This window comes from Marinobacterium aestuarii (assembly GCF_001651805.1).
In the GTDB taxonomy this organism is placed as follows: domain Bacteria; phylum Pseudomonadota; class Gammaproteobacteria; order Pseudomonadales; family Balneatricaceae; genus Marinobacterium_A; species Marinobacterium_A aestuarii.
Map to the genome: position 1 here is coordinate 4,829,924 of NZ_CP015839.1, position 24,590 is coordinate 4,854,513.

A 24,590-nucleotide genomic window follows, 5' to 3' on the forward strand; every position below is an offset into this window, starting at 1 on the left:
GCTCTGAACAGCAGTGTGACGGCGGCCTTATTTGGCGCCCTTGCTGCGATCCTTGATCAGGTGCGAGAACACCGCATGCAGGTCACCGGACGCGCCGTCATCCTGCAGGTTCAGCTTGTGATCAATATGATCCAGGTGGTGCATCATCAGCTCGACCGCGCGGGTCTTGTCGCGCTGTTCAATCGCCTTGATCAGCTGGTTGTGCTCATCGTAGGAACAGTGCGAACGGTTGCCGGTTTCGTAACGGGCAATAATCAGGGACGTCTGGGAAACCAGGCTGCGCTGGAAGTTCAGCAGGGGGGCATTGTTGGCCATCAGCGCCAGCTGCAGGTGGAACTCGCCCGACAGGCGGATGCCGGAACCCCGATCCCCCTTGTCGAAACAGGCCTGTTCTTCCTTTACCAGCCGCTTCATGTTGGCAATCTGCTCGCCGGTGGCATGCTCAACCGCCAGTTCCGTGATGGCGCGCTCAACAATGCGCCTTGCAAAGGAAATCTGCCGCGCCTCTTCCAGGCTCGGCTCGGCCACCACCGCACCACGGTTGGGCCGCAGCAGAACGACCTGCTCATGGGCCAGGCGCGACAGTGCGCGGCGAATAATGGTGCGACTGACGCCAAAGATCTCGCCCAGGGCTTCTTCACTCAGCTTGGTGCCCGGTGCCAGGCGCTGCTCCAGGATGGCATCAAAGATATGCGCATAGACCACATCGTCCTGGGTGCCGGTACGCGCCTCGCGCGGATTGCCGCTCTGGCCGATGATCTGCTGCAATCGATCGTTCATAGGTGTGACCACATTCTGCTGTCTGGTACGTCGGCGGCACCGCGGATGCGGGCGTCATTACGGCCAAGTACACAAAGAAATTGTTTAAGTGCCGTGAATAGTACACAGGGCGCGAACAATTGTACACGCGACATGGGAACAATTCGCCGTTTACCCCGCCGGCCGCCGGCCCCGCGGTGCAACAGACGCCCGGCTGGCCGATATTTTCACCGGCAGGCACTCCGCGCGTTTTGGAAAGCCGGAACAGCAGTGGTGGCGCCAGCTGCAATCCATTTTCACGCCTTTATGACTTCATAATGGAATTCAGTAACCGATCGGAGCCCCCACTAACTCTTGATATTTTTGTATACAATTTTAGAATACAGCCGGCTGAAGCATCAGTCTGGTATTGCAACGCAGGGATAGCCAGTCCATTACAACGATGAGCAAGGCCCAAAGCCGACAGCTCTCAATACCAATAAAGAAATAAGGAGTACGCGTCGTGGCGAGCATTCAACAAGAACAAGATGCCGCTCATTCCATGAATGAGCCCCAGGCCACTGGTTTTCTCGATCGCTTTTTCAAACTGAGCGAACACAAAACCAACGTCCGCACCGAACTGATCGCAGGCATGACAACCTTTGTCACCATGGCCTACATCATTTTCGTGAACCCCAATATCATGTCCGACGCCGGCATCGACCATGGCGCTGCCTTTGTGGCGACCTGCATAGGCGCTGCCCTGGCCTGCTTCCTGATGGGACTCTATGCCAACTGGCCGGTCGGGCTGGCGCCCGGCATGGGTCTTAACGCCTTCTTTACCTACACGGTAGTCGGCGACATGGGCTACAACTGGGAGATCGCCCTGGGAGCCGTGTTCCTGTCCGGTATCCTGTTCGTCATCCTCAGCTTCTGGCATATCCGCGAATGGCTGCTCAACAGCATCCCGTCCAGTCTGCGCTTTGCCATGGGCGCCGGGGTCGGCCTGTTCCTGGGTATCATCGGCTTGAAAACCGCCGGTATCGTCGTCGACAGCCCGGCCACCCTAATCACCATGGGTTCCTTTACCGAGCCTTCGGTACTGCTGGCCGCGCTCTGCTTTCTGATGATTGCCGTGCTGTCGCATCGCCGTGTATTCGGCGCCGTGCTGATCAGCATCCTGGCCGTGACCCTCATCGGCTGGGGCCTGGGACTGGTGGAATATCGCGGCCTGGTTTCCATGCCGCCGAGCCTTGCCCCCACCTTCCTGGCCATGGATATCGCCGGAGCCTTTGATGTCGCCATGATCAGCGTGATCCTGGCCTTCCTGTTCGTCAACATGTTCGATACTGCCGGCACCCTGATGGCCGTGGCGCACCGCGCCAACCTGATTCGCGAAGATGGTTATATCGAAAACATGAGCAAGGCCCTCAAGGCCGACAGCAGCTCCAGCGTTATCGGCTCTCTGGTGGGCTGCCCGCCGGTGACCAGCTACGTTGAAAGCGCATCCGGCATCGCCGCCGGCGGTCGTACAGGGCTCACCGCCGTTACCGTGGGTGTACTCTTTGCTGCCGCTGTTTTCCTGGCCCCCCTGGCCGGCATGATCCCGGCCTATGCAACCGCAGGCGCCCTGATCTACGTAGCCATGCTGATGATGGGCGGCCTGAGCCAGATCGAATGGGAAGACCAGACCGACATGATCCCGGCCATCGTGACCGTGGTGATGATGCCGCTGACTTTCTCCATCGCCAACGGCATCGCCCTGGGCTTTGTGACCTATACCATCATGAAGGTATGCACCGGTCAGCAGAGCAAAATCTCCGCCGCGATGTACGTGCTCTGTGCCATTTTCGTCGCCAAGTTCATCTTCCTGTAATGCCAGGAGCCTGAGCTGCTGACCGGTAATGCCGGCGGCAGCCGTCAGAGGCTCCCCAACCCCGGCCGGAGGCTGCCACCCCGCAGCCTCCGGCACAACACCCGCAACGGCTTCCTGGCCGCTGCGGGTCTTTTGCTAGTAAGGAGGCACACCGATGCTGCTGGAAACCTGGCTGCTCTATACCACCGCGATATTCGTGGTGATTCTGATCCCCGGCCCCCTGTCACTGCTGATGGTCAGCAACAGCCTGAACTACGGCATACTGCGCACCACTCCGGCTTTTCTCGGGGGTGTCAGTGCCTCGGTGCTGCTACTGACTGCCTCCGCTCTGGGCCTGGGTGCACTGCTGATGGCATCGGAGCAGCTGTTCAGCGTCCTGAAACTGGCCGGCGCCCTGTACCTGTTCTATCTGGCCTGGCGCAGCTGGCGCGAAGCCGGCCATCTGAATGCCTGCACCCTGGCCGAAAATCAGCGCATCCCGGGCTTCAGGGCCATGTTCTGGCAAGCCTTTGGCCTGGGCGCCAGCAATCCCAAGGACATCCTGTTCTTCGCCGCCTTCCTGCCCCAGTTCATCAACGCCGACAGCTCCCTGCTGTCGCAGCTGCTGATCATGATTGCCACCTGGGCCTGTGCCGACCTGATCTGCAAGCTGGGCTACGGCCTCTGCGCCCGCGGCGCGGCACGCTTTATGACAACAGCATCGAGCCGCGCCTGGTTCAGTCGTTTTACGGCCGGTATCTTCGCCAGCGCCGGTACCGCGGCGCTGCTGAGCCGGTGATGGCGGGCTTTAAGGGAAAAGGAGGTAAGGGGAAAGGTGCAAGGGAGCAAGAGCTAGGTGCTTAGAGCTTTCAGCCGTAAGCTTAAAGCTGTCAGCTCACGGCTGAAAGCTGCCGGTTTACCAATTACCAGCACCGCGGTCACCTCGATGGGTTTCGCTTCGCTGCACCGCATCCTACTGGGTGGAAAAATGACCGGAGTGGAAATGACGATGTCAGTTGAGATGTAGGTTAGGTGCAGGCCCGAAGGGCCGTAACCCAACAATGGCCGTAACCCAGGATTCGTGATTCGTGATTATTAGAGCAGGTACAAGGTTCAAGGAGCAAGGGAGCGAGAGCGAGAGCCCGTATCTCTGTACCGCCAATCCACTAATGGCTAATTACCAATTCCCAGAGGTGCTTAGAGCTTTCAGCCGTAAGCTTAAAGCTGTCAGCTTACGGCTTACGGCTTACGGCTTACGGCTTACGGCTTAAAACAATGAGCCACCGGGAAAAAGGGGCAAGCTGAAAGGGGAAACCGCAGGGCTTTTCGGCCGCTGCGGTTTTTATGATGTCGATTAAATGGCGCCGATTAAGAGCCTGCGGCGGATCAGCTGCCGCGGTAGGTCGAATAGCTGTAGGGCGAGATCAGCAGCGGTACATGGTAATGATCGTCTTCGGCCGAGATGCCAAAACGCAGCACAACCTGATCAAGGAAAGCAGGTTCGGGCATTTCCACACCCAGGGCGCGATAGTAGTCACCGGCGTGGAACAGCAGCTCGTACACACCGGCAACAAAGGCATCACCTTCCAGTACCGGACTGTCGCAGCGGCCGTCATCGTTGGTTACCGTCGTCAGAACCAGCTCACGCTCCTGGCCCTTGATGCGGTAGAGATCAATGCGGATTTCATTACCTGGGCGGCCGTGGGCGGCATCCAGTACGTGTGTAGTCAGGTATCCCATAGTTAAAGAGGCCTCTCGCATCGGCCGCCAGATCACTGGCGCCATGCTGTATCGCCTCCTCCTCCTCTTCGATCAAGTCTGCTGACGTTACACCCCTCTCGCGGCGATACGCGAGCAGGGCAGTTTCAGAAATAATATACACAGTTTTAATTTTTTTTGTACACAAAACTGGCAACAACTTGATATCTCAGACCTCAATCAGCCCAACAGCGCTGCCAGACAAGACACTCAGACCAGGGGAGCACACAGATAGAGCGCCCTGTTTGTCTCGAGATCGATCTTTTGTCACACAAACAAATGGCAAATTTATTTACAATGACTGATATTTTTTGTATACAATAAAACGCATCAAGGCTTCTGCGAGAACCGCACGAAGTCGAACCTGACAATCTGCACCGGAATATCGAGAAGGAGTCGCCCTGTGAGCAATGATTACCCACGCGACCTGATTGGCTACGGCGCCAATCCCCCGCACCCCCGCTGGCCGGGCGACGCGCGTATCGCAATCTCTTTCGTCCTCAACTATGAAGAGGGCGGCGAACGCTGCATCCTGCACGGAGACAAGGAGTCCGAAGCCTTCCTGTCGGAAATGGTGTCAGCTCAGCCGCTGCAGGGCGAGCGCAACATGAGCATGGAATCGCTGTACGAGTACGGCAGCCGTGTGGGTGTCTGGCGTCTGCTGCGCCTGTTCAAGAAGCACGATATACCGCTGACGATCTTTGCCGTCGCCATGGCCGCCGAGCGCCACCCCGAAGTCATTCAGGCCATGCATGCCGCCGGCCACGAAATCTGCAGCCACGGCTATCGCTGGATCGACTATCAGTACATGGATGAGTCCGAAGAGCGCGACCACATGCAGCGCGCCATCGATATCCTGACCAAAATCACCGGCGAACGCCCGCTGGGCTGGTACACCGGCCGCACCGGCCCGAACACCCGCAATCTGGTCATGCAGGAAGGCGGCTTCCTGTACGATTCCGACACCTATGACGACGACCTGCCGTACTGGACCGACAATAACGGCAAGGGACACCTGGTTATCCCCTACACTCTGGATACCAATGACATGCGTTTCTCCCAGGCACAGGGTTTCAACTGCGGCGATCAGTTCTACCAGTACCTGAAAGACGCCTTCGATGTGCTCTACGAAGAAGGCGCCGAGGCACCGAAGATGCTGTCCATCGGCATGCACTGCCGCCTGCTCGGTCGCCCGGCGCGCATGGCCGCACTGGAGAAGTTTATCAAGTACGCCAACAGCCACGACAAGGTCTGGTTCAGCCGCCGCGTCGATATCGCACGCCACTGGCATGAAACCCACCCGTACCAGGCCGGGGAGTCCAAATGAGCCCGTTCAAGACCTGCACCCCCAGCATGCTGAGTCGCGCAGCTTTCATCCAGCTGCTGGGTGATATCTATGAGCACTCCGCCTGGGTCGCTGAACAGACCTTCGATCAGGCACAGGCCGAGCACCGGACGGCGGAGCTCGACAGCATTGAGTCGCTGCATGCACTGATGTCCGCGCAGCTGATGCAGGCCTCCCACGAAGCCCAGCTGGCCCTGATCAATGCCCACCCGGATCTTGCCGGCAAGGCCGCCGTGCGCGGCGAGCTGACCGCCGCCTCTACCTCGGAGCAGGCCGGCGCCGGTATCAGCGAGTGCAATGCGCAAGAGTTTGCCCGCTTCACCGAGCTCAACGCGGCCTATAAAGACAAATTCAAGTTCCCCTTCATCATGGCGGTGAAAGGCAGTAATCGGCACCAGATACTGGCGGCGTTCGAAGAACGCATCCATAACAGCCCCGAACAGGAGTTCGCGCGGGCACTGGCCGAAATCAACAATATTGCGCTGTTCCGGCTGCAGACTCTTTAAGAACCAGTCCCAAGAGCTGACCCGCGACAGGCAACGACCCAATGGACAAGGACATTATGAGCACAGAGAATTTCGACAAGTACATCAACCTGGCCGACGCGCGCCTGGGCACCAAGGCCATTTCCGTGACTGACGACTGGTTTGCCGACGTCAATCGCCTGTTCCAGCCGGATGCTGCGGTATGGAAGGAAGGTGTATTTGACGACAACGGCAAATGGATGGACGGCTGGGAATCGCGCCGCAAGCGCTTTGAAGGTTACGATTCTGCCGTGATCCGTCTGGGCGTACCCGGCACCATCAAGGGTTTCGATATCGACACCAGCTTTTTTACCGGCAACTTCCCGCCGTCGGCCTCCATCGATGCCTGCTTCTGCGCCGAAGGCGAACCCAATGAAGACAGCCACTGGGAAGAGATCCTCACTTCGGTTGAACTGCAGGGTAACAGCCATCACCTGCACGCCATTGCCGATGACCGCGCCTGGACGCACCTGCGCCTTAACATCTACCCCGATGGCGGCGTGGCCCGCCTGCGCGTTTACGGCGTGCCCTACCGCGACTGGAGTGCACATAACAGCAGCGAGCAGGTCGACCTGGCCTCGGCCCTGAATGGCGGCCGTGCCCTGGCCTGCAGCGACGAGCACTTCGGTCGCATGAGCAACATCCTGAACCCGGGCCGCGGTATCAACATGGGTGATGGCTGGGAAACCGCCCGTCGCCGCACACCGGGCAATGACTGGGTTATCGTCGCCCTGGGGCACCCCGGTGAAATCGAGCAGATCGTGGTCGATACCCTCCACTTCAAGGGTAACTACCCGGACAGCTGCTCCATCCAGGCAGCCTATGTCGAAGGCGGCACCGACTCCCAGATCGAGGCTCGCAGCCTGTACTGGCGCGAACTGCTGCCCTCCCAGAAACTGGAAATGCACCAGGAACACAGCTTCGCCGCCCAGATCAAGGATCTTGGCCCGGTGACCCACGTGCGCCTGAACATCTTCCCCGATGGTGGTGTAAGCCGGCTGCGCCTGCTCGGCCGCATCGCCAAGAAAGCCTGAGGCAATAGCGCCATGCTGAAGTTAAAGATTGAAACGCTGAGCAAGGAGGCCTTTGCCCCCTTCGGAGACCTGATCGCCAGCGAGGGTCATGACTTTTTCATGATCAATAATGGCTCCACACGCCGCTACCACCGTCTGGCCGAGGTGGAAACCGGCGCTGAAGGCACCCCGATCATCAGCATTTTCCGGGCCCAGACACTCCCCATGCCCCTGCGGGTGCGCATGATGGAGCGCCACCCCCTGGGCAGCCAGGCCTTTATTCCGATGCGTGGCAAGCCGTTCCTGATTCTGGTGGCGCCGCCGGGGGATGATCTGACATCATCCCGGCTGCGCGCCTTTTACAGCGACGGCACCCAGGGCGTGAATTATCGGCCCGGCGTCTGGCACCACCCGATTCTGGCACTGACTGATCAGGACGAGTTCCTGGTGGTCGACCGTGCCGGGCCCGGCAACAACTGTGACGAATTTTTCTTCGACGACAGCGAAGAAATCATGCTCAACCCTGAGCTTTGAGCTAAACAAGTACTCAAAGCGCAACCATAAACCACAACGACTAGCAGCAATTTGGGGCCGGGGAGCAGAAAACCCAGGTTCAGTCACTGGCCTTGCAGGGCCGGTGCATCTGAGGAGCGAACTATGGATCCGCATATTACCGAATGGCTCAACCTGACCGCCCGCTGGGTACACATGATCGTGGGCATTGCCTGGATCGGCGCATCTTTCTACTTTGTCTGGCTGGAAAACCACCTCGACCGCAGCAATCCCCGTGAAGGCCTGTCGGGTGATCTCTGGGCCATCCACGGCGGTGGTATTTACCACCTCGAGAAATACAAACTGGCGCCGCCGAAAATGCCGGAAGAGCTGCACTGGTTCAAGTGGGAAGCCTACGCCACCTGGCTCAGCGGCATGGCGCTGCTGACCATCGTGTTCTACCTGAATGCCGATCTCTACCTGGTCGCCCCGGGCTCAGACATGAACCCGACCACCGCCATCGCCATAGGCGTAGGTGCCCTGGTCGCCGGCTGGTTTATCTATGATTTCCTGTGCGATTCAGCCCTTGGCAAAAAACCGGCCCTGCTCGGTGCCCTGTTGTTCGTACTGCTCATCGGTGCCGCCTGGGGCCTGAGCCTGGTATTCAGCGGTCGCGGTGCCTTTATCCACGTTGGCGCCATTATCGGCACCATGATGGTGGGTAACGTCTTTCGCGTCATCATGCCGGGTCAGCGCGCCCTGGTGGGGGCCATCGAAGCCAAGCGCGAACCCGATCCAACCCTGCCGGCCAAGGCGTTGCTGCGCTCGCGTCACAACAACTACCTGACGCTGCCGGTGCTGTTCATCATGATCAGCAACCACTTCCCGAGCACCTACGGCAGCGCCTCCAACTGGATGATCCTGGCAGCCCTGGCGGTACTGAGCGTACTGGTACGTCATTACTTCAACACCCGCCACGAAAGCCAGAAACTGGCCTGGACTCTGCCTGCCGCTGCGCTGGGCATGGTTGCCCTGGCCTTTGTCACCCGGCCTGATACAGCCCCGGCCACCGTTGAGACCGCAGGCAGCACCCAGCCGGCCGCCGTTGAAAGTGTTGAGTTCGATGCCGTATACAACGTCATCCAGCAACGCTGCACCAGCTGCCACTCCGCCACGCCCACCAGCCCTGCCTTCAGCACGGCTCCCGGCGGCGTGATCATGGATGAACCCAGCCAGATCAAGCAGCTGGCGGATCGCATTCATGCACAGGCCGTGGCCAGCAACATCATGCCCCTGGGCAACATCACCAACATGACGCAGGAAGAGCGCAACCTGCTCGGTAACTGGATAGCCGCCGGCGCGCCTACCGAGTAACACAGGCCCGCGCAGGCATCGCCATTCCCCGCCGCCCCGACACCCGTCGGGGCGGCTTTTTGCGTTTTGGGCAATGCCATTCCCGTACACCCGGCATTTGCATCCAGCCGTCAACACTAAAAAGAACACAATAAGACTTGATCTTGTATCCATTCAAAGGCGAGCATACAACTCTATTCCTGCCTAACCGGTCAGGAAAAAGCCTCCACCGACAACAACAATAAGGATACCGGATGACACCGCAAAAACCTCTCTTGGCCCTGTTCCTCTGCAGCTCCCTCGCCAGCGCCGCCCATGCCGACGTGCTCTGGAGCGACTTCAGCCTCAGCTACCTCAATGGCCGCAACTACGAAGTGGTAACGCCCAGCGGCAAGATGGAGACTGTCACCTTTGAGCACGCCAGTGGACACAGCTGGGGCGATACCTTTCTGTTCATTGACCGCCTGATGCCGGACGCGCGCGGCAGCACCTTCTATGGCGAGTTCTCGCCCCGCCTGAGCCTGTCGTCACTCGGCGCCAGCGATCTGAGCGCAGGCCCCCTCAAGGATGTACTGCTGGCGGGCACCTGGGAAATGGGCGATGGCTTCGACAATCAGCTCTATGGCATTGGCTTCGCACTGAATGTACCGGGCTTTCACTATTTCAACCTGAACCTGTACAGGGCCAGCAACGACAACTGGGATGACGACGAGCAACTCACCCTGAGCTGGGCTTACCCGTTCAGCACCCGCAATGCCGATTTCCTCCTCGATGGCTTTCTCGACTGGTCCAGCAGCTCAGATACCAACGCCTCGGAGATGAACTTCACGCCCCAGCTGAAGTGGAACGCCGGCAAGCACCTGGGGCTGAAAGCATCGCTGTACGTCGGGCTGGAATATTCCCACTGGAACAACAAGTTTGGCATTCAGGACCGGGACGAGCGCAATGCCGCCCTGCTGCTAAAATGGCATTTCTGATCGAGTATTTCCGCGCCACCGGCCCCGTGGGAGTGATTACGTCACAGGCTTAAATTGTGTACATTATTCTGAATTATTATAGACATTATTTTTAGCATCCCCTATATTGGTCACTACCTGACCAACTAGTCAGCATTGTCAAAACCCGTTATCCCGCGGCGGTTTCGGCCCTCGCCACAACCAGCTCTTCATAACAATAACTAGGGTAGGCACTTACCATGACAGCAAAAAACGCCGGGGCACAGGCAAGCCCCAAAACCAATCACGATCTTATCTATCATCTCGAGGATACACCGGCCTTCGGCCCGGCATTCTTTGCAGCGCTACAGCATGTGCTGGCCAGTTTTATCGGTATTATCACCCCCACCCTGATCGTCGGCGGCGTACTGGGCCTGGGCAGTGAAGTACCCTACCTGGTGAGCATGGCGCTGGTCGTGTCCGGTGTCGGTACCTTTATCCAGGCCCGTCGCATCGGCCCCATCGGTTCCGGCCTGCTCTGCGTACAGGGCACCAGCTTCGCCTTCCTCAGCACCATTCTCAGCGTCGGCTTTATCGTCAAGAATGCCGGCGGTGGCCCCGATGAAATCCTGGCCACCATCTTTGGTGTCTGCTTTCTGGCCGCCTTTGTCGAAGTCTTCCTGAGCCGCTTTATTCACCGTCTGGGCCGGATTATCACCCCCGTGGTCACCGGCACCGTGATTACCATCATCGGCCTGTCGCTGATCAAGGTGGGCATGACCGACCTGGCTGGCGGTTTTGGCGCCGACGATTTCGGTTCGCTGGAGAACCTCGGCCTCGGCGGCCTGGTGCTCGCGACCATCATCATCATGAACCGCTTCAAAAATCCGATGATCCGTCTCAGCGCCGTGATCGTCGGCCTGCTGGTCGGCTTCAGTGTCGCCTGGGTACTGGGCCGCGTCGACTTCAGCGGCCTGTCGAGCCTGCCGCTGCTGACGGTGCCACAGCCCTTCAAGTACGGTTTCTCGTTTGATATCGCCGCCTTTGTTTCCCTGGCCGTGATCTATGTGGTCACCGCGATTGAAACCACCGGCGACCTGACCGCCAACTCCATCGTCTCGAGCCAGCCGGTCAATGGCCCCATCTACCTGAACCGCATCAAGTCCGGCGTTCTGGCCGACGGCTTCAACTCCGCCATGGCCGCAGCCCTCAACAGCCTGCCCATGACCACCTTCAGCCAGAACAACGGGGTGATCCAGCTCACCGGTGTCGCCAGCCGCCGCGTGGCCTACTACATCGCGGGCATACTGGCGCTGCTCGGCCTGTTCCCCTACATCGGTGGCATTCTGCAGCAGATGCCTAAACCGGTACTCGGTGGCGCCACCCTGATCATGTTCGGCACCGTCGCCACCGCAGGCGTGAAGATCCTCGCCCAGTGTGAACTGAATCGCCGCAACATGCTGATTGTTGCCGTCTCCATCGGCCTTGGCCTGGGTGTCGCTGCGGTACCTGAAGTACTCCAGGAACTGCCCAAGACGCTGCAGAACATCATCGGCTCGCCGGTCAGCATTGGTGCCTTCAGCGCCATCATTCTGAGCCTGTTCCTGCCGGATGAGTCTGCCCAGCACGCCGAGGAGGATCTCCCGGACCAGCACCTTGAGACAGACTCCAGCCCGTCCAGAACAACGGACACCCAGCAGGCCACCCGGGCGGATACGCTGACTGACAGCGCCAAGCCTCTGGGCGGCACAGCGTCCTGATCTGACAACTGACCAATACCAAGCACCGGGAGTGCTGCAGCCTGCAGCGCTTCCGGTCTTTTGCGTTATGGCGTCAATGCATTCTGGCCTTGCTGTTGCCACCGCGCCGCGCCTTGAGCCGCCTGAGTACGGGATGGTAAGATTCAGCTCCCTGCTGCGCTCAGTCCAACGGCTCATCACGGGCCCGCATCACAGCAAGGAACAGGCTTCAATGGCCAGCATTCGCGAACGCAATAAACGCCTGATCATCAAGACCGCCTGCCAGGTGTTCGCCGACACGGGCTTTGCCGCCACCAAGACCAGCGACATCGCCGACAAGGCCGGCCTGCCCAAGGCCAACATCTATTACTATTTCAAATCCAAGGAAGCCCTGTACCGCGCCGTGCTCGAAAGCATTATCGAGCCGTTGCTGCAGGCCTACGCGCCTTTTCACCGCGAGGAAGAGCCGGAACTGGCGCTACGGGCCTATATCAAGGCCAAAGTGCGCATATCACGGGAACACGCCGATGCCTCCAAGGTCTTTGCCAGCGAAATCATGCACGGCGCACCGCACCTGTCTGCTGACAGTCTGGAACAGCTGAAAACAGAAGCTGAGCGCAGCATCGAACGGCTGCGACAGTGGATTGCCGATGGGCGCATGGCAGCGGTAGACCCGCAGCACCTGATGTTTACCATCTGGGCCTCGACCCAGACCTACGCCGATTTCGACTGGCAAATTCTGGAAGTGACCGGCCGCAAGAAGTTGCAGGCCAGGGACTACGATACCGCCGCCGAGCTGATCACCCGACTGGTGCTCAAGGGCTGCGAGGTGCAGCCAGAGCACAACAGCGTCTAGCGGCCTGATCGGCGCTCCAGAACGCAAACAGGCCCGCTGCCAGGGGCAGCGGGCCTGTTAGAAGCTCACAGGCGGTCTATCAGACGCCGTTGTCACCCCGCAAGCCGCTCACCGCCACGCCGGCCATGGCGCACAGCTCATCCACATCCGAAGTATCGCCACTGATACCCACAGCTCCCACGATAACGCCTGCGTCATCACGCACCAGCACACCGCCCGCCACGGGTATTATGTTGCCCTGAGCCAGGCTATTCACCGCGCCTATAAAGGCCGGACGATTTTCCGCATCCGCCGCTATCAGGCGCGAAGGCTTGCCCAGCGCCAGCGATCCCCAGGCCTTGGCTGTGGCGATCTCGGGCCGCAACAGACTGGAACCGTCTTCGCGCTGTAACGAAACCACACGCCCGGCCTGATCAAGTACCGCCACGGTCAAGGGTGCTGCTCCAAGCTCCCGTCCCTTGCTCAGGGCGGCCGCGCTAATACTCAGTGCCGTTGCCAGATTAACTGTCGACATTTTACATCTCCTCAAGGTTTTACAAGGTTAAACAAGATCGGTTGGCGCTGCAGGACAGGCCCCTGTCTGGGGCTCTTTGTCCTGCCCGCCTGAAATCGGGCTGGCCTGTGCCCAAGGCACACCGCCAGCGGTTAGCTGTAGTGAAAACACGCCAGGTTGTACTCACTGACGCCCCACAGATCGGTTACAAAAATAAAGGTCAAACAATACAAACCGACCTGAAACAGACTCCATCTATAGCCCAACAAAACCACCAATCCAATACATTTGTTATATTTTTTTGTATACAAAATATAACAGACTAAAGTATTAGTCCGTAACATTATGTTTTAAAACAACTTAATAGATAGTCCGCTATTTAGCCTTCAGTCGAAGGGGGCTTGACCTTAAGCAGGGCTAATGCATAGAATCAGTCATAATTATTTTGTACACAATTAATAACCAATAAAGGGCACAATGTAATGGCAAAGATGAGAGCGATTGAAGCCGCCATTGAGGTACTCAAGCGCGAAGGTATCGACACCGCCTTCGGTCTGCCGGGCGCCGCCATCAACCCGATGTACGCCGCCATGAAAAAACTCGGCGGCATTGATCATGTGCTGGCACGCCATGTTGAAGGCGCCTCCCATATGGCCGAGGGTTACACTCGTACCAACCCCGGCAATATCGGCCTCTGTATCGGCACGTCCGGTCCCGCCGGCACCGACATGATCACCGGACTTTATTCCGCCTCCGCCGACTCCATTCCCATTCTGTGCATCACCGGCCAAGCCCCCCGTGCACGCATGCACAAGGAAGACTTCCAGGCGGTGGATATCAGCAGCATCGCAGCCCCTGTCACCAAGTGGGCCACCACCGTACTGGAACCGGCCCAGGTACCCTGGGTGTTCCAGAAGGCGTTTCACATCATGCGCTCCGGCCGCCCCGGCCCCGTGCTGATCGACCTGCCGTTCGATGTACAGATGGCCGAGATCGAATTTGATATCGACACCTACGAGCCGCTGCCCCAGGCCAGGCCTGCAGCCACCCGCAAGCAGGTCGAGAAAGCGCTGACCATGCTCAGCGCCGCCGAGCGCCCGCTGCTGGTGGCCGGTGGTGGCATCATCAATGCCGACGCCTGTGAGAAGTTTGTCGAGTTCGCTGAACTGACCGGCATTCCGGTTATCCCGACGCTGATGGGCTGGGGCATAATCCCGGATGATCACCCACAGATGGTCGGCATGGTGGGGCTGCAAACATCCCACCGCTACGGCAACGCCACCATGCTGGCATCGGATGTGGTACTGGGCATCGGCAACCGCTGGGCCAACCGCCACACCGGCTCCGTTGAGGTCTACACCGAAAACCGCAGCTTTATCCACGTCGATATAGAACCGACCCAGATCGGCCGCGTCTTCATGCCGGATCTTGGCATTGTCTCAGACGCAGGCGCCGCACTGGATCGCTTCCTGGAAGTCGCCCGCGAATGGAAAGCCGCCGGCAAGCTGGCGGATCGCAGCGCCTGGCTGGCTGAATGTCAGGAGCGCAAGCGCACCCTGCAGCGCAAGACCCACTTCGACAATGTGCCGGTCAAGCCGCAGCGCGTATACGAGGAAATGAACAAGGCCTTTGGCAGGGATACCTGCTACGTCAGCACCATCGGTCTGTCCCAGATCGCCGCGGCGCAGTTCCTGCACGTCTACAAACCGCGCCACTGGATCAACTGTGGCCAGGCCGGCCCGCTGGGCTGGACCATTCCAGCGGCACTGGGTGTGGTCAAGGCCGATCCGGAACGTCAGGTTGTGGCGTTGTCGGGCGATTACGACTTCCAGTTCATGATCGAGGAGCTGGCGGTAGGTGCGCAGTTCAACCTGCCCTACATCCACGTACTGGTGAACAACTCCTATCTGGGACTTATTCGCCAGGCGCAGCGCGGCTTTGACATGGACTACTGTGTGCAACTGGCGTTCGAGAACCAGAATGCACCGGAACTCGAAGGCTACGGTGTTGACCACGTCGCCGTCGTTGAAGGGCTGGGTTGCAAGGCGATTCGCGTGCGCGATCCGGAGCAGATCCAGGCCGCCTTGCAGCAGGCCAAGGAACTGATGCACAAGCACCGTGTACCTGTAGTGGTTGAGGTCATGCTGGAGCGTGTCACCAACATCGCCATGGGCACCGAAATCAACGCCATCAACGAGTTCGAAGACCTGGCCGAGCGCGGCATAGACGCGCCCACCGCCATCTCCATGCTCGACTGATTGATACCGCAGGAGCGACGCTCCTGCGCACAACCGAACATTGAGGTAAATGAAATGCCACGTTTTTGCGCCAATCTGTCGATGCTCTTCACCGAGCACGACTTCCTCGAGCGCTTCGACGCCGCGGCCAAAGCCGGCTTTAGCGGTGTCGAGTATCTGTTCCCGTACGATTTTGATGCCAGTGAAATCCGCGCGAAACTCGATGCCAATAACCTGACCCAGGTGCTGTTCAACCTGCCCGCCGGTGACTGGAATGCCGGCGAGCGCGGTATCGCCTGCCACCCGGATCGCATCGAGGAGTTCCGCTCAGGCGTCGAGCGCGCCATCAGCTATGCCAAGGTGCTGGGCAACGACCAGGTCAACTGCCTGGCCGGCATCCAGCCCGCAGGCGTAGATGACGCTCTGGCCGAAGCCACCCTGGTGGAAAACCTCAGCTATGCCGCCGACAAGCTCAAGCAGGCCGGCATCCGCCTGGTAATGGAAGCCATCAACACCCGCGATATCCCCGGCTTCTTCCTCAACAACACCGCTCAGGCGCTGCGCATTCGCGAGCAGGTGGGCAGTGACAACCTGAATCTGCAGTACGACATCTACCACATGCAGATCATGGAGGGCGATATCTGCCCGACGCTGCAGGCCAACCTGGGCGCCATCCAGCACATCCAGCTGGCCGACAACCCGGGCCGGCACGAACCCGGCACCGGCGAGCTGAACTACCGGTTTATTTTCAGTTTTATCGACCGGATCGGCTACGACGGCTGGATCGGCTGTGAATACAAGCCGGCCACCAGCACTGAAGCGGGCCTGGGCTGGCTGAAAGACATGAATGCCGTTTAAGCAGCTTCCAGTTAAAACAATTTAATAGTCTAAGTGCTTAATTAGACAGGAGAATACACAATGGCAAAGATCGGATTCATCGGCACCGGCATCATGGGCAAGCCCATGGCTCAGAACCTGCAGAACGCAGGCCACACCCTGTTTTTCTCGGAGCATCATGACCCTGCTCCCACCGACCTGCTGGGTGAGCGCGGCGTGGCCCTGGCCAACCCGAAAGAAGTCGCCCAGGAAGCCGAATTCATCATCCTGATGGTGCCGGACACCCCCCAGGTTGAAGACGTACTGTTCCGTGAAAACGGTGTCGCCGAAGGCGCAGCGGCGGGCAAGGTCGTGATCGACATGAGCTCCATCTCCCCCATCGCCACCAAGGCATTCGCCGAGCGCATCAAGGCTACAGGCGCAGAGTACCTGGATGCGCCAGTATCCGGCGGCGAAGTGGGCGCCAAGGCTGCGAGTCTCACCATCATGGTGGGCGGCAGCGACGCGGCGTTTGAGCGCGCCAAACCGCTGTTCGACCTTATGGGCAAGAACATCACCCTGGTGGGTGGCAACGGTGACGGCCAGACCACCAAGGTGGCCAACCAGATCATAGTCGCGCTGAACATCCAGGCCGTGTCCGAAGCCCTGCTGTTCGCCTCCAAGGCCGGTGCCAATCCCGCCAAGGTACGTGAAGCCCTGATGGGCGGCTTTGCCTCCTCCAAGATTCTGGAAGTACACGGCGAGCGCATGGTCAAGGGTACCTTCGATCCAGGCTTCAGAATCAGCCTGCACCAGAAGGACCTGAACCTGGCCCTGGAAGGCGCCCGGGCACTCAAGCTGAACCTGCCCAACACCGCCAGCGCACAGCAGAATTTCAGCACCTGCGCAGCGCTTGGCGGTGAAAACTGGGATCACTCGGCGATGATCAAGGCCCTGGAGCACATGGCCAACCACAGCATTCGCGGCTAATAGAGCCCCGAGTTAGCGTTCACGGCTGAAGGGACCCGGTGTATCCGGAGCCCTTCATCTACTTGGGATCAGGGCTGGTCTGCCAGAAAAAGTCGACGTCCGTTGCCGGCTTGATTCTGAGCCCTGATCCATTTTTTAACCACGTCGATCAGCCACCCTATACTTTGAATACGCAGTGTTCCGGACTCAGGCTCGCATCAATCGTTGTTAGCCCGATTCCAGAGCATTGATGACCCTGCGGCGCCCGGCCGCCCTCATCACCGCCGCTGGAGGATATGCAGATGGCACCCGACAAGAAAACCAAGATACTGGCAACACTGGGGCCCGCAACCCGCAGTGCGGCAGACGTGCGAGCCCTGGTAGAAGCCGGCGTAAACCTGTTCCGACTCAACTTCAGCCACGGCTCCCACGAAGATCATGCCCTGCGCTACGGCTGGATTCGCGAGGTGGAAACCGAACTCGGCTACCCGCTGGGTATCCTGATGGATCTGCAGGGCCCCAAGCTGCGCCTGGGCCAGTTTGCCGAAGGCGCCGTGCAGCTGGCACTGGGAGACCGCATCTGGCTGGATCTGGACAGCACGCCAGGGGATGCCAGGCGCGTGAATCTGCCGCACCCGGAAATCATTCAGGCGCTAAAGCCTGGCATGTCGCTGCTCGTGGACGATGGCCGCGTGCGCCTGCAGGTCGTTGAAACCCGTGCCGATGGGGTGCTGGCACAGGCCTGCAATGCCGGCGAGCTGTCTGACCGCAAGGGTGTCAATGTGCCTGAAGCGGTACTGGAACTGAGCCCACTGACCGAAAAGGACCGCCGGGACCTGGCCTATGGCCTGCAGCTGGGGGTCGACTGGGTGGCGCTGTCCTTTGTGCAGCGGCCCGAGGACATTATCGAAGCCCGCAGCCTGATCGGCGACAAGGCTTTCCTGATGGCCAAGATCGAAAAGCCCTCGGCCGTAGAGCACCTGGATGCCATCGCCGAATTGTCCGACGCCATCATGATTGCCCGCGGTGACCTGGGGGTAGAAGTTCCGGCGGAGAATGTACCGGGCATCCAGAAGAGCATTATCAAGTGCTGTCGCCAGTTGGGCCGCCCGGTGGTGGTCGCCACCCAGATGCTCGAATCCATGCGTTTTTCGCCGGCGCCCACCCGCGCCGAAGTCACGGACGTGGCCAATGCCGTGTCCGAAGGCGCCGATGCGGTAATGCTGTCGGCGGAAACCGCCTCCGGTGACTACCCGCTGGAAGCCGTGGCCATGATGAGCAAGATCATCCGCCGCATGGAGGCCGACCCCGCCTATCAGGCGCAGCTCGATGTCAGCCGTCCGGAACCCCAGGCCACCATACCCGATGCCCTCAGCTGTGCGGTACGGCGCATCAGCCGCATTCTGCCCGTTGCGGTACTGGTGTGCTTTACCAACTCCGGTGCCACCAGCCTGCGAGCCTCGCGCGAGCGCCCCGGCGCCGTCATTCTGACGCTCACGCCCCACCTGAAAACGGCACGCCAGCTCAGTGTCGCCTGGGGTGTTTATTCCCAGGTCAGCGAGCGTTTCAACAGCGTCGACGAGATCGCCACCACGGCACTGGAGGAAGCCCGCCGCCGCGAAATGACCAAGACTGGAGACACCGTGATCATTACCGCGGGAGCGCCCTTTGGCAGTGCCGGCTCCACCAACCTGCTGCGGATAGAAACCGCCTGATCCGCCATGCATTCCCTTCATGAATTGGCATAGCGCTTAGGGCCCTGGCAACAGGGCCTTTTTTGGTTACCTGCTGCCAAAGCGCTATACTGCGGCGCCCCGCAACGCGGCAACCGCCGGCACAGTTTGAACGGCCTTTTTGTCGGAAACACTCATCGTGAACACAAAACTTACCCCAGCCTGCTGGCGCGATACGCTGCTGCACAGCTTTAGTCAGGTCCTGTTTCAGTCGCACCGCGGCTGTGGCGCGCTGATTCTGCTGGCCATTGGCCTTGAATCCATCACGGCGCTGCTCGGCAGTTTGCTGGGCTGGGGCGGCGCCCTGCTGGGTGCCCGCCTGATCAGGGCCGATAGCGCCATGATACGCGCTGGCTACTACGGTTTTAACGGTGCCCTGGTGGGACTGGCGCTGAATCTTTTGCTGGGGCTATCGTGGTTCAGCCTGGCCTGTATCCTCGCGTTTTCCGCCCTAAGCGCCCCCCTGGTGCAGCTGCAGATCCGGCGCTGGCGCATCCCACCCTATACCAGTGCCTTTGTGCTGCTGAGCTGGAGTGCCTGGCTGCTGGCGTCAATGCTGGAGTTGTTGCCGATCGCTGCCATTCCGGATGTAGCTACCTCGCACGCAGCAGCCCTTGATACAGCAATGGCGGATGCAGCCACGGGCGCGATATCACTGCAGCAATGGAGTGCGGGCCTTATACGCGGCCTCGGCCAGGTGTTTTTCCTCGGGTCGCTACCCGCCGGGCTGCTGATACTGGCGGCGCTGGCCCTATCGGCCCCGCGCAATGCGCTCTGGGGCCTGGCTGGCGCACTGCTTGGCAGCCTCATAGCCAGCCTTTGCAACGTTCTTGCCGACACGCCGCTGTTCTCGCCCCAGGATATTGCGGCCGGCTTGTTCGGCTATAACGGCGCCCTGGCCGCGCTGGCGCTGCTGCAGCGCTTCCCGCGCCAGCCGGCCATCATCATCGCCGGCGTAGTACTGGCAACAGCATTGCAGCCCCTGTTCGGCATCATCGGACTGCCAGCCTTCACCGCGCCCTTTGTACTTGCCTGCTGGCTGATTGTGATACTGGCCAGCATCCTGCACAGACAACAGCAAAAGAAAACGCCCACCCATCTGGCACCCTGACAATAGCTGCGCGCTCAAGTGCGCATCAGGCTCAAGCGGGCCGAGGGCCGCAGCATCAGCAGGCAGACTGCGGCGTAAAGTGCGATGACCACCAGCCCGATCCACTCGATCTTCAGCGGCGTGAACTGAAACAGCAGCACCAGGCCATACATCAGCAGCCAGTTGCCGATGAGGTAGGGGTAGAACCCGAAACGCTCCACGGTGATATCAAGGTTGGTGGTATAGAGCCGGATCAGGGAATCCAGCGAATTGACCACAAAGATGACGCCGACCACCAGCATCGAGGTCTTGAGCAGTGTACTCATCACCAATGCCTGTTCGAAGTAGAAATAGAGCACCGAGAACCAGATAGCGATGGGGATCGAGGGGATCACCAGCATCGCCAGGCACAACTGCCAGGCCGGCAGGCCACCGACAAAGCGGGCAACAAACTGGCCGATCATGATGCTCCAGGAGAACCACCAGAACAGATAGAAAGCGTGATAGTCGCTGAGGGGTGTCACAAAGTGCTGCAGATTGGCGAAGTAATCCCCCATCAGCACCAGGCTGACGGACAGCGCCGCCGGCTCCATGCCGGCATTCACTGCCAGCAGCCCGATAAGGGCGAAGAAGAGCCAAGTTGAGCCTATGCTCAGCCATTTCACATATCGTACGTCCGAGCTGGAGAAGACCGCCAGCAGTACCACCAGTGCGGTGAGGCCGTATCTCAGCGGTGTGGAAATACCCTGCGCATAGTCCGGCAGGTAGCTCAGGAAGAGGAAGCCGGTAAAGGCACAGGTGCCGATAATCACCAGATTATTGACGAACTTGATCAGTGGAATTTCGAACAGCTTGAGGCGCGGTTCAACGATCACAAAATAAAAGGTGGTCAGAAAATAGAAAGCCCAGACCAGGAAGCCCCAGAAGCCGAACTCGATCGCCAGGGGGTTGGTAAAGGCGTAGGCCGATTCGCTCGCATAGACCGGAAACTCGCCCAGGGGAAACATGATCAGCCCGACATCGAGCCCGGAGGTGAAGAGTATCGCCATAAAGGCAAACAATGACGTGGGCATGGGCCCCTCACAGCGCATGCGTCCCCAGCGCACCAGGATAAGCAGCACCAGCAGCAAGGCCCCGATGATGGCGACCGATAGAATAGCATTCATACTCGAGTCCTCAGGACGGCGAGCGACACAACCCCGAGCCCGACGAGCGACATGACATCGCCCCGACGTCGCCTTGCGGCACACGCCTCTATCTGCCCTGTTGTACCGCGGCCATCTGTTTTATTTTTATTGAACGATCAATTAAGTTTAATATCCAGTAAATCAGTGCCAGGCGCTGCTCGAAAAACGCCGTCTGCCATCCATATAACGACATCCGATTGCACCCGGCCGACATGGACTGCGCTGTTGAAGCGCTCGCCAAAAACAACGATCATGTCCGACCCAGGTGTCACTCGCTACAAGGAACCGACATGCCCAAGGTTGGAATGCAGCCGATTCGACGCAAGCAGCTGATTGAAGCCACAGCAGCCGTCATTCATCAGTACGGTTACGCCAATACCACTGTGGCGAAGATCAGCAAGATCGCGGGGGTTTCCACCGGCATTATTCACCACTATTTCGACGGCAAGAACGATCTGCTGGCTGAAACCATGCGTCAGCTGATGCGCCAGCTGACCGATGGAATCTACAGCGACTGGAGCCGCGCCAACTCGCCCCGGGAACGCATTGCTGCCATCATTGATGGCAACTTTTCCGCCGAGCAGTTTGCGCCTGAAGTAGTGACCTGCTGGCTGGCGTTCTGGGCCGAAACACCCCACGATGCCGCGCTGCAGCGGCTGTCCGGCATCCGCGGTGCCCGCATGCGCTCTAATCTGCTGCACAACTTTCGCGAAATGCTGCCCGCCAATGAAGCCCAGGATGCCGCTCTGCTGCTGGCATCCCTGATCGATGGCCTGTGGATAAACTGTGCCCTGGCCAGCCCAACCTCAGACGCCACCACCGCCCGACGCCTGGCGCACCAGACACTGGCGCGCCTGCTGCACGAAGACAGCTGATCCAGCAGCACCTGGATGTCTCTCTGCAGCGCATGAACCGGCCCACCATGACATGATGCAGTCGTCTCCGCCAAACACACCGAAAGAGGAGCCCCCCATGCCCAAGGACACAGCTGCGCCTGTCATCGTATTTGATGTGAATGAGACACTGCTGGATATCACCACCCTTGAGCCTCTGTTTGAACGCCTCTTTGGCGACCGGCGGGTATTCAGAGACTGGTTTGCGCAACTTATCCTCTATTCCCAGGCAATGACCCTTTCAAATCTCTACACACCCTTTGGCGAACTGGCCGTGGGAAGCCTGCGCATGCTGGCCAGCATTCATGGGGTAGCGATCACCGATGGCGACATCGATGAACTTAAGCTGCGCATGAGTAGCATGCCGGCCCATCCCGATGTAGTGCCAGCGCTCAGCCGCCTGCGCGATGCGGGTTTCAGGCTGGTGACCCTGACCAACTCGGCCAGCGCAACCTCACCCACGCCGCTGGAGCGCGCCGGGATTAGCGAGTTTTTCGAACATTCATTCAGTGTTGAGTCGGTGCAGAAATTCAAGCCGGCGCCTGAAAGCTACCGTCTTGTGGCAACGCAGATGGGTGTGGCGATGTCGGACCTGTGCCTGGTCGCCTGTCATTTGTGGGATACGCTGGGTGCCCAGGCCGCTGGCGGTTACGGCGCGCTGGTGACACGCACGCACAACGCGATGCTACCGGCAGCAGGCGTGCCGGTGCCGGACTTTAGCGCCGCGGATCTGACCGAGCTTGTCGATCAGATCATTGCGCGCTGGCAGGCGCCCTGAAGACCTGCCACGTCACGCAGCGCCAAGCTGGGAGACCCGTCAGCTAGGCCGGCGGGTTCAAACGCTGTTGCTGCTGCCATTGTGGATCTATCCAGACATCCACACCGGCGTCCGGCAAGGGCGCCTTGCCCAGGATAATATCGGCCGCCTTTTCCGCCACCATGATGGTCGGTGCGTTAAGATTACCGTTAGTGATGGTCGGGAAGATGGATGAGTCCACCACCCGCAGCGCTTCCAGGCCACGCACTCGGCACTGCGCATCCAGCACCGCCATGGCATCATCATCCGCACCCATTTTGCAGGTACAGGACGGGTGGTAGGCACTCTCCACATTCTGTCGCACCCAGGCATCAATCTGCGCGTCGCTCTGGATATCCTTGCCCGGCTGAATCTCGTCACCGCGGTAGGCATCAAATGCCGGCTGGGCAATGATCTCGCGGCTCAGGCGAATAACCGCACGCCAGTCGATAACATCCTGTTCGGCCTGCAGATAATTGAACCGAATGCTCGGCGTGTCCTTGGGGTTGGCCGAGCGAATACGAATATGACCGCGGCTCGCAGGCTTGTTAGGCCCCACATGCACCTGGAAACCATGACCATCGAAGGCAGCCTGGCCATCGTAGCGCATGGCCGCTGGCAGGAAGTGGTACTGCACATCCGGCCATTTCAGCCCGGCGCGCGAGCGGATAAAGGCACAGGATTCAAAGTGATTGGTCGCCCCCAGGCCGTTTTTGAACATCAGCCAGCGGGTGCCGATCAGGCCCTTGCTGATCAGGCCGAGCTTGCCGTTAAGTGATATCGGCTGCTTGCAGCGGTACTGGAAATAGACTTCCAGATGATCTTGCAGGTTCTCGCCGACACCCGGCAGCTCATGCTGCAGCGCCACGCCGGCCTCTTCCAGCACCTCACGCGGCCCTATACCCGACAGTTGCAGCAGCATCGGCGACCCCACAGAGCCCGCCGACAGAATAACCTCGACAGCGGCCATTGCCGTCTGTGTTTTGCCACCGACGCTGTATTCCACACCCGTAGCGCGCTTGCCCTGCAACAGCACCCGGTGAGTGGTCGCGCGGGATACCAAATGCAGGTTCGGCCGCTTCAGCGCTTCGCGCAGATAGGCGTTGGAGGTAGACGCCCGCACCCCGTCCTTGACGGTCATGTGCATGGGGCCGAAACCTTCCTGGCGATAGCCGTTGTAGTCGGCCGTATCCGGGTAACCGGCCTCAACGCCGGCATCGATAAAGGTCTGATACAGCGGGTTGAGGCGCATCTCGTTGCCACTGCAGGTCGACAGCGGGCCGCTGCCACCACGGTAATCATCGGCACCGCCGGACCAGGTCTCGGCCCGTTTGAAGTACGGCAGACACTGCTGATAACCCCAGCCCTGAACGCCCTGCTCTTCCCACTGATCGAAATCGCAGGCATGACCACGCACATACACCATGCCGTTGATGGACGAAGAACCCCCCAGCACCTTGCCCCGCGGGCAATGCAGGCGTCGGTTGTCGATACCGGACTCCTGCTCGGACTCAAACGGCCAGCTGTACTTGGGCGAATTCATCGGATAGGACAGCGCCGTGGGCATCTGGATAAAGATGCTCTTGTCGCTGCCACCTGCCTCAATCAGCAGCACCTGATGCTTGCCGCTCTCGGTGAGACGATTGGCCAGCACACAGCCGGCGGAACCCGCACCGATGATGATGTAGTCGTACTTCTGCTGTGTCATGCGCTCTCCCGTGACCGACAGTGCTGTTCTGGACAACCCGCAACCGGGTTACTGCAATAC

General features: G+C 59.5%; 22 protein-coding genes. 17 read left to right on the top strand and 5 right to left on the bottom strand.

Annotated elements, in window-relative coordinates:
* Positions 1-27: 27 nt before the first annotated feature.
* Positions 28-780, bottom strand: coding sequence for a GntR family transcriptional regulator (locus A8C75_RS21160; protein ID WP_067386341.1), 753 nt, complete (start codon positions 778-780; stop codon positions 28-30).
* Between the two features lie 520 nt (positions 781-1,300).
* On the opposite strand from A8C75_RS21160, the gene A8C75_RS21165 reads away from it, so the two are divergent.
* Both A8C75_RS21165 and A8C75_RS21170 read left to right on the top strand, forming a co-directional pair.
* Positions 1,301-2,614 carry an NCS2 family permease gene (locus A8C75_RS21165; RefSeq protein WP_120785221.1) on the top strand — a complete coding sequence of 438 codons (1,314 nt, stop codon included), beginning with the start codon at positions 1,301-1,303 and terminating at the stop codon, positions 2,612-2,614.
* A gap of 154 nt (positions 2,615-2,768) precedes the next feature.
* Entirely contained in the window at positions 2,769-3,392 is a 624-nt protein-coding gene (locus A8C75_RS21170) for a LysE family translocator (protein WP_067386344.1), read from the top strand.
* Positions 3,393-3,979: 587 nt separating this feature from the next.
* On the opposite strand, the gene uraH is transcribed toward A8C75_RS21170, so the two are convergent.
* Positions 3,980-4,333, bottom strand: a complete 354-nt coding sequence (uraH, locus tag A8C75_RS21175) for a hydroxyisourate hydrolase (protein ID WP_067386347.1) — start codon at positions 4,331-4,333, stop codon at positions 3,980-3,982.
* 421 nt (positions 4,334-4,754) lie between these two features.
* Between uraH and puuE the strand changes: the two genes are divergently transcribed.
* From puuE to A8C75_RS21215, 8 genes are all read left to right on the top strand, one after another.
* Positions 4,755-5,678, top strand: a complete 924-nt coding sequence (puuE, locus tag A8C75_RS21180) for an allantoinase PuuE (protein ID WP_067386348.1) — start codon at positions 4,755-4,757, stop codon at positions 5,676-5,678.
* Complete coding sequence (gene uraD / locus A8C75_RS21185; RefSeq protein WP_067386351.1) at positions 5,675-6,202, top strand: 2-oxo-4-hydroxy-4-carboxy-5-ureidoimidazoline decarboxylase; 528 nt, start codon at positions 5,675-5,677, stop codon at positions 6,200-6,202. Before puuE ends, uraD begins: the two co-directional genes overlap by 4 nt.
* 56 nt (positions 6,203-6,258) lie before the next feature.
* Positions 6,259-7,254, top strand: a complete 996-nt coding sequence (alc, locus tag A8C75_RS21190; protein ID WP_067387577.1) for an allantoicase — start codon at positions 6,259-6,261, stop codon at positions 7,252-7,254.
* A 12-nt stretch (positions 7,255-7,266) separates the two neighbouring features.
* A complete protein-coding gene (locus A8C75_RS21195) occupies positions 7,267-7,767 on the top strand; it encodes an ureidoglycolate lyase (protein ID WP_067386352.1) in 501 nt (166 codons plus the stop codon).
* A gap of 123 nt (positions 7,768-7,890) precedes the next feature.
* Complete coding sequence (locus A8C75_RS21200; protein ID WP_067386353.1) at positions 7,891-9,099, top strand: urate hydroxylase PuuD; 1,209 nt, start codon at positions 7,891-7,893, stop codon at positions 9,097-9,099.
* A 233-nt stretch (positions 9,100-9,332) separates the two neighbouring features.
* Complete coding sequence (locus A8C75_RS21205; RefSeq protein WP_067386354.1) at positions 9,333-10,055, top strand: outer membrane protein OmpK; 723 nt, start codon at positions 9,333-9,335, stop codon at positions 10,053-10,055.
* A gap of 218 nt (positions 10,056-10,273) precedes the next feature.
* Positions 10,274-11,773, top strand: a complete 1,500-nt coding sequence (locus A8C75_RS21210) for a nucleobase:cation symporter-2 family protein (RefSeq protein WP_067386356.1) — start codon at positions 10,274-10,276, stop codon at positions 11,771-11,773.
* Positions 11,774-11,984: 211 nt separating this feature from the next.
* On the top strand, positions 11,985-12,608 hold the full coding sequence (locus A8C75_RS21215) for a TetR/AcrR family transcriptional regulator (RefSeq protein WP_067386358.1): 624 nt from the start codon (positions 11,985-11,987) through the stop codon (positions 12,606-12,608).
* Positions 12,609-12,687: 79 nt separating this feature from the next.
* On the opposite strand, the gene A8C75_RS21220 is transcribed toward A8C75_RS21215, so the two are convergent.
* Positions 12,688-13,122: a GlcG/HbpS family heme-binding protein gene (locus tag A8C75_RS21220; RefSeq protein WP_067386360.1), complete on the bottom strand. Its 435-nt coding sequence runs from the start codon at positions 13,120-13,122 to the stop codon at positions 12,688-12,690.
* Positions 13,123-13,583: 461 nt separating this feature from the next.
* Here A8C75_RS21220 and gcl point away from each other — a divergent pair, with 461 nt between their 5' ends.
* From gcl to A8C75_RS21245, 5 genes are all read left to right on the top strand, one after another.
* Positions 13,584-15,359: a glyoxylate carboligase gene (gene gcl / locus A8C75_RS21225; RefSeq protein ID WP_067386362.1), complete on the top strand. Its 1,776-nt coding sequence runs from the start codon at positions 13,584-13,586 to the stop codon at positions 15,357-15,359.
* A 54-nt stretch (positions 15,360-15,413) separates the two neighbouring features.
* Entirely contained in the window at positions 15,414-16,196 is a 783-nt protein-coding gene (hyi, locus tag A8C75_RS21230) for a hydroxypyruvate isomerase (RefSeq protein ID WP_067386364.1), read from the top strand.
* Between the two features lie 60 nt (positions 16,197-16,256).
* Positions 16,257-17,144, top strand: a complete 888-nt coding sequence (locus A8C75_RS21235) for a 2-hydroxy-3-oxopropionate reductase (protein ID WP_067386367.1) — start codon at positions 16,257-16,259, stop codon at positions 17,142-17,144.
* Between the two features lie 281 nt (positions 17,145-17,425).
* Entirely contained in the window at positions 17,426-18,838 is a 1,413-nt protein-coding gene (pyk, locus tag A8C75_RS21240) for a pyruvate kinase (protein WP_067387579.1), read from the top strand.
* A 157-nt stretch (positions 18,839-18,995) separates the two neighbouring features.
* On the top strand, positions 18,996-19,967 hold the full coding sequence (locus A8C75_RS21245) for an urea transporter (protein WP_157890346.1): 972 nt from the start codon (positions 18,996-18,998) through the stop codon (positions 19,965-19,967).
* A gap of 14 nt (positions 19,968-19,981) precedes the next feature.
* On the opposite strand, the gene A8C75_RS21250 is transcribed toward A8C75_RS21245, so the two are convergent.
* Positions 19,982-21,112, bottom strand: coding sequence for a BCCT family transporter (locus A8C75_RS21250; RefSeq protein WP_067386370.1), 1,131 nt, complete (start codon positions 21,110-21,112; stop codon positions 19,982-19,984).
* Between the two features lie 311 nt (positions 21,113-21,423).
* Here A8C75_RS21250 and betI point away from each other — a divergent pair, with 311 nt between their 5' ends.
* Together betI and A8C75_RS21260 are read left to right on the top strand one after the other, a co-directional pair.
* Positions 21,424-22,008, top strand: coding sequence for a transcriptional regulator BetI (betI, locus tag A8C75_RS21255; RefSeq protein WP_067386372.1), 585 nt, complete (start codon positions 21,424-21,426; stop codon positions 22,006-22,008).
* Positions 22,009-22,105: 97 nt separating this feature from the next.
* Positions 22,106-22,804, top strand: coding sequence for a haloacid dehalogenase type II (locus tag A8C75_RS21260; protein WP_067386374.1), 699 nt, complete (start codon positions 22,106-22,108; stop codon positions 22,802-22,804).
* A gap of 43 nt (positions 22,805-22,847) precedes the next feature.
* Here the strand turns inward: A8C75_RS21260 and betA are convergent, their stop codons facing one another.
* Entirely contained in the window at positions 22,848-24,530 is a 1,683-nt protein-coding gene (gene betA / locus A8C75_RS21265; RefSeq protein ID WP_067386376.1) for a choline dehydrogenase, read from the bottom strand.
* Positions 24,531-24,590 lie beyond the last annotated feature (60 nt).

Bases quoted from the DNA above. Each gene is read 5' to 3' on its own strand.
- betA (WP_067386376.1), bottom strand. From the start codon at position 24,530: ATGACACAGCAGAAGTACGACTACATCATCATCGGTGCGGGTTCCGCC.
- A8C75_RS21260 (WP_067386374.1), top strand. From the start codon at position 22,106: ATGCCCAAGGACACAGCTGCGCCTGTCATCGTATTTGATGTGAATGAG.
- A8C75_RS21165 (WP_120785221.1), top strand. From the start codon at position 1,301: ATGAATGAGCCCCAGGCCACTGGTTTTCTCGATCGCTTTTTCAAACTG.
- hyi (WP_067386364.1), top strand. From the start codon at position 15,414: ATGCCACGTTTTTGCGCCAATCTGTCGATGCTCTTCACCGAGCACGAC.
- A8C75_RS21195 (WP_067386352.1), top strand. From the start codon at position 7,267: ATGCTGAAGTTAAAGATTGAAACGCTGAGCAAGGAGGCCTTTGCCCCC.
- A8C75_RS21170 (WP_067386344.1), top strand. From the start codon at position 2,769: ATGCTGCTGGAAACCTGGCTGCTCTATACCACCGCGATATTCGTGGTG.
- betI (WP_067386372.1), top strand. From the start codon at position 21,424: ATGCCCAAGGTTGGAATGCAGCCGATTCGACGCAAGCAGCTGATTGAA.
- A8C75_RS21235 (WP_067386367.1), top strand. From the start codon at position 16,257: ATGGCAAAGATCGGATTCATCGGCACCGGCATCATGGGCAAGCCCATG.
- gcl (WP_067386362.1), top strand. From the start codon at position 13,584: ATGGCAAAGATGAGAGCGATTGAAGCCGCCATTGAGGTACTCAAGCGC.
- alc (WP_067387577.1), top strand. From the start codon at position 6,259: ATGAGCACAGAGAATTTCGACAAGTACATCAACCTGGCCGACGCGCGC.
- A8C75_RS21220 (WP_067386360.1), bottom strand. From the start codon at position 13,122: ATGTCGACAGTTAATCTGGCAACGGCACTGAGTATTAGCGCGGCCGCC.
- A8C75_RS21200 (WP_067386353.1), top strand. From the start codon at position 7,891: ATGGATCCGCATATTACCGAATGGCTCAACCTGACCGCCCGCTGGGTA.
- A8C75_RS21205 (WP_067386354.1), top strand. From the start codon at position 9,333: ATGACACCGCAAAAACCTCTCTTGGCCCTGTTCCTCTGCAGCTCCCTC.
- A8C75_RS21215 (WP_067386358.1), top strand. From the start codon at position 11,985: ATGGCCAGCATTCGCGAACGCAATAAACGCCTGATCATCAAGACCGCC.
- pyk (WP_067387579.1), top strand. From the start codon at position 17,426: ATGGCACCCGACAAGAAAACCAAGATACTGGCAACACTGGGGCCCGCA.
- uraH (WP_067386347.1), bottom strand. From the start codon at position 4,333: ATGGGATACCTGACTACACACGTACTGGATGCCGCCCACGGCCGCCCA.
- A8C75_RS21250 (WP_067386370.1), bottom strand. From the start codon at position 21,112: ATGAATGCTATTCTATCGGTCGCCATCATCGGGGCCTTGCTGCTGGTG.
- uraD (WP_067386351.1), top strand. From the start codon at position 5,675: ATGAGCCCGTTCAAGACCTGCACCCCCAGCATGCTGAGTCGCGCAGCT.
- A8C75_RS21210 (WP_067386356.1), top strand. From the start codon at position 10,274: ATGACAGCAAAAAACGCCGGGGCACAGGCAAGCCCCAAAACCAATCAC.
- A8C75_RS21160 (WP_067386341.1), bottom strand. From the start codon at position 780: ATGAACGATCGATTGCAGCAGATCATCGGCCAGAGCGGCAATCCGCGC.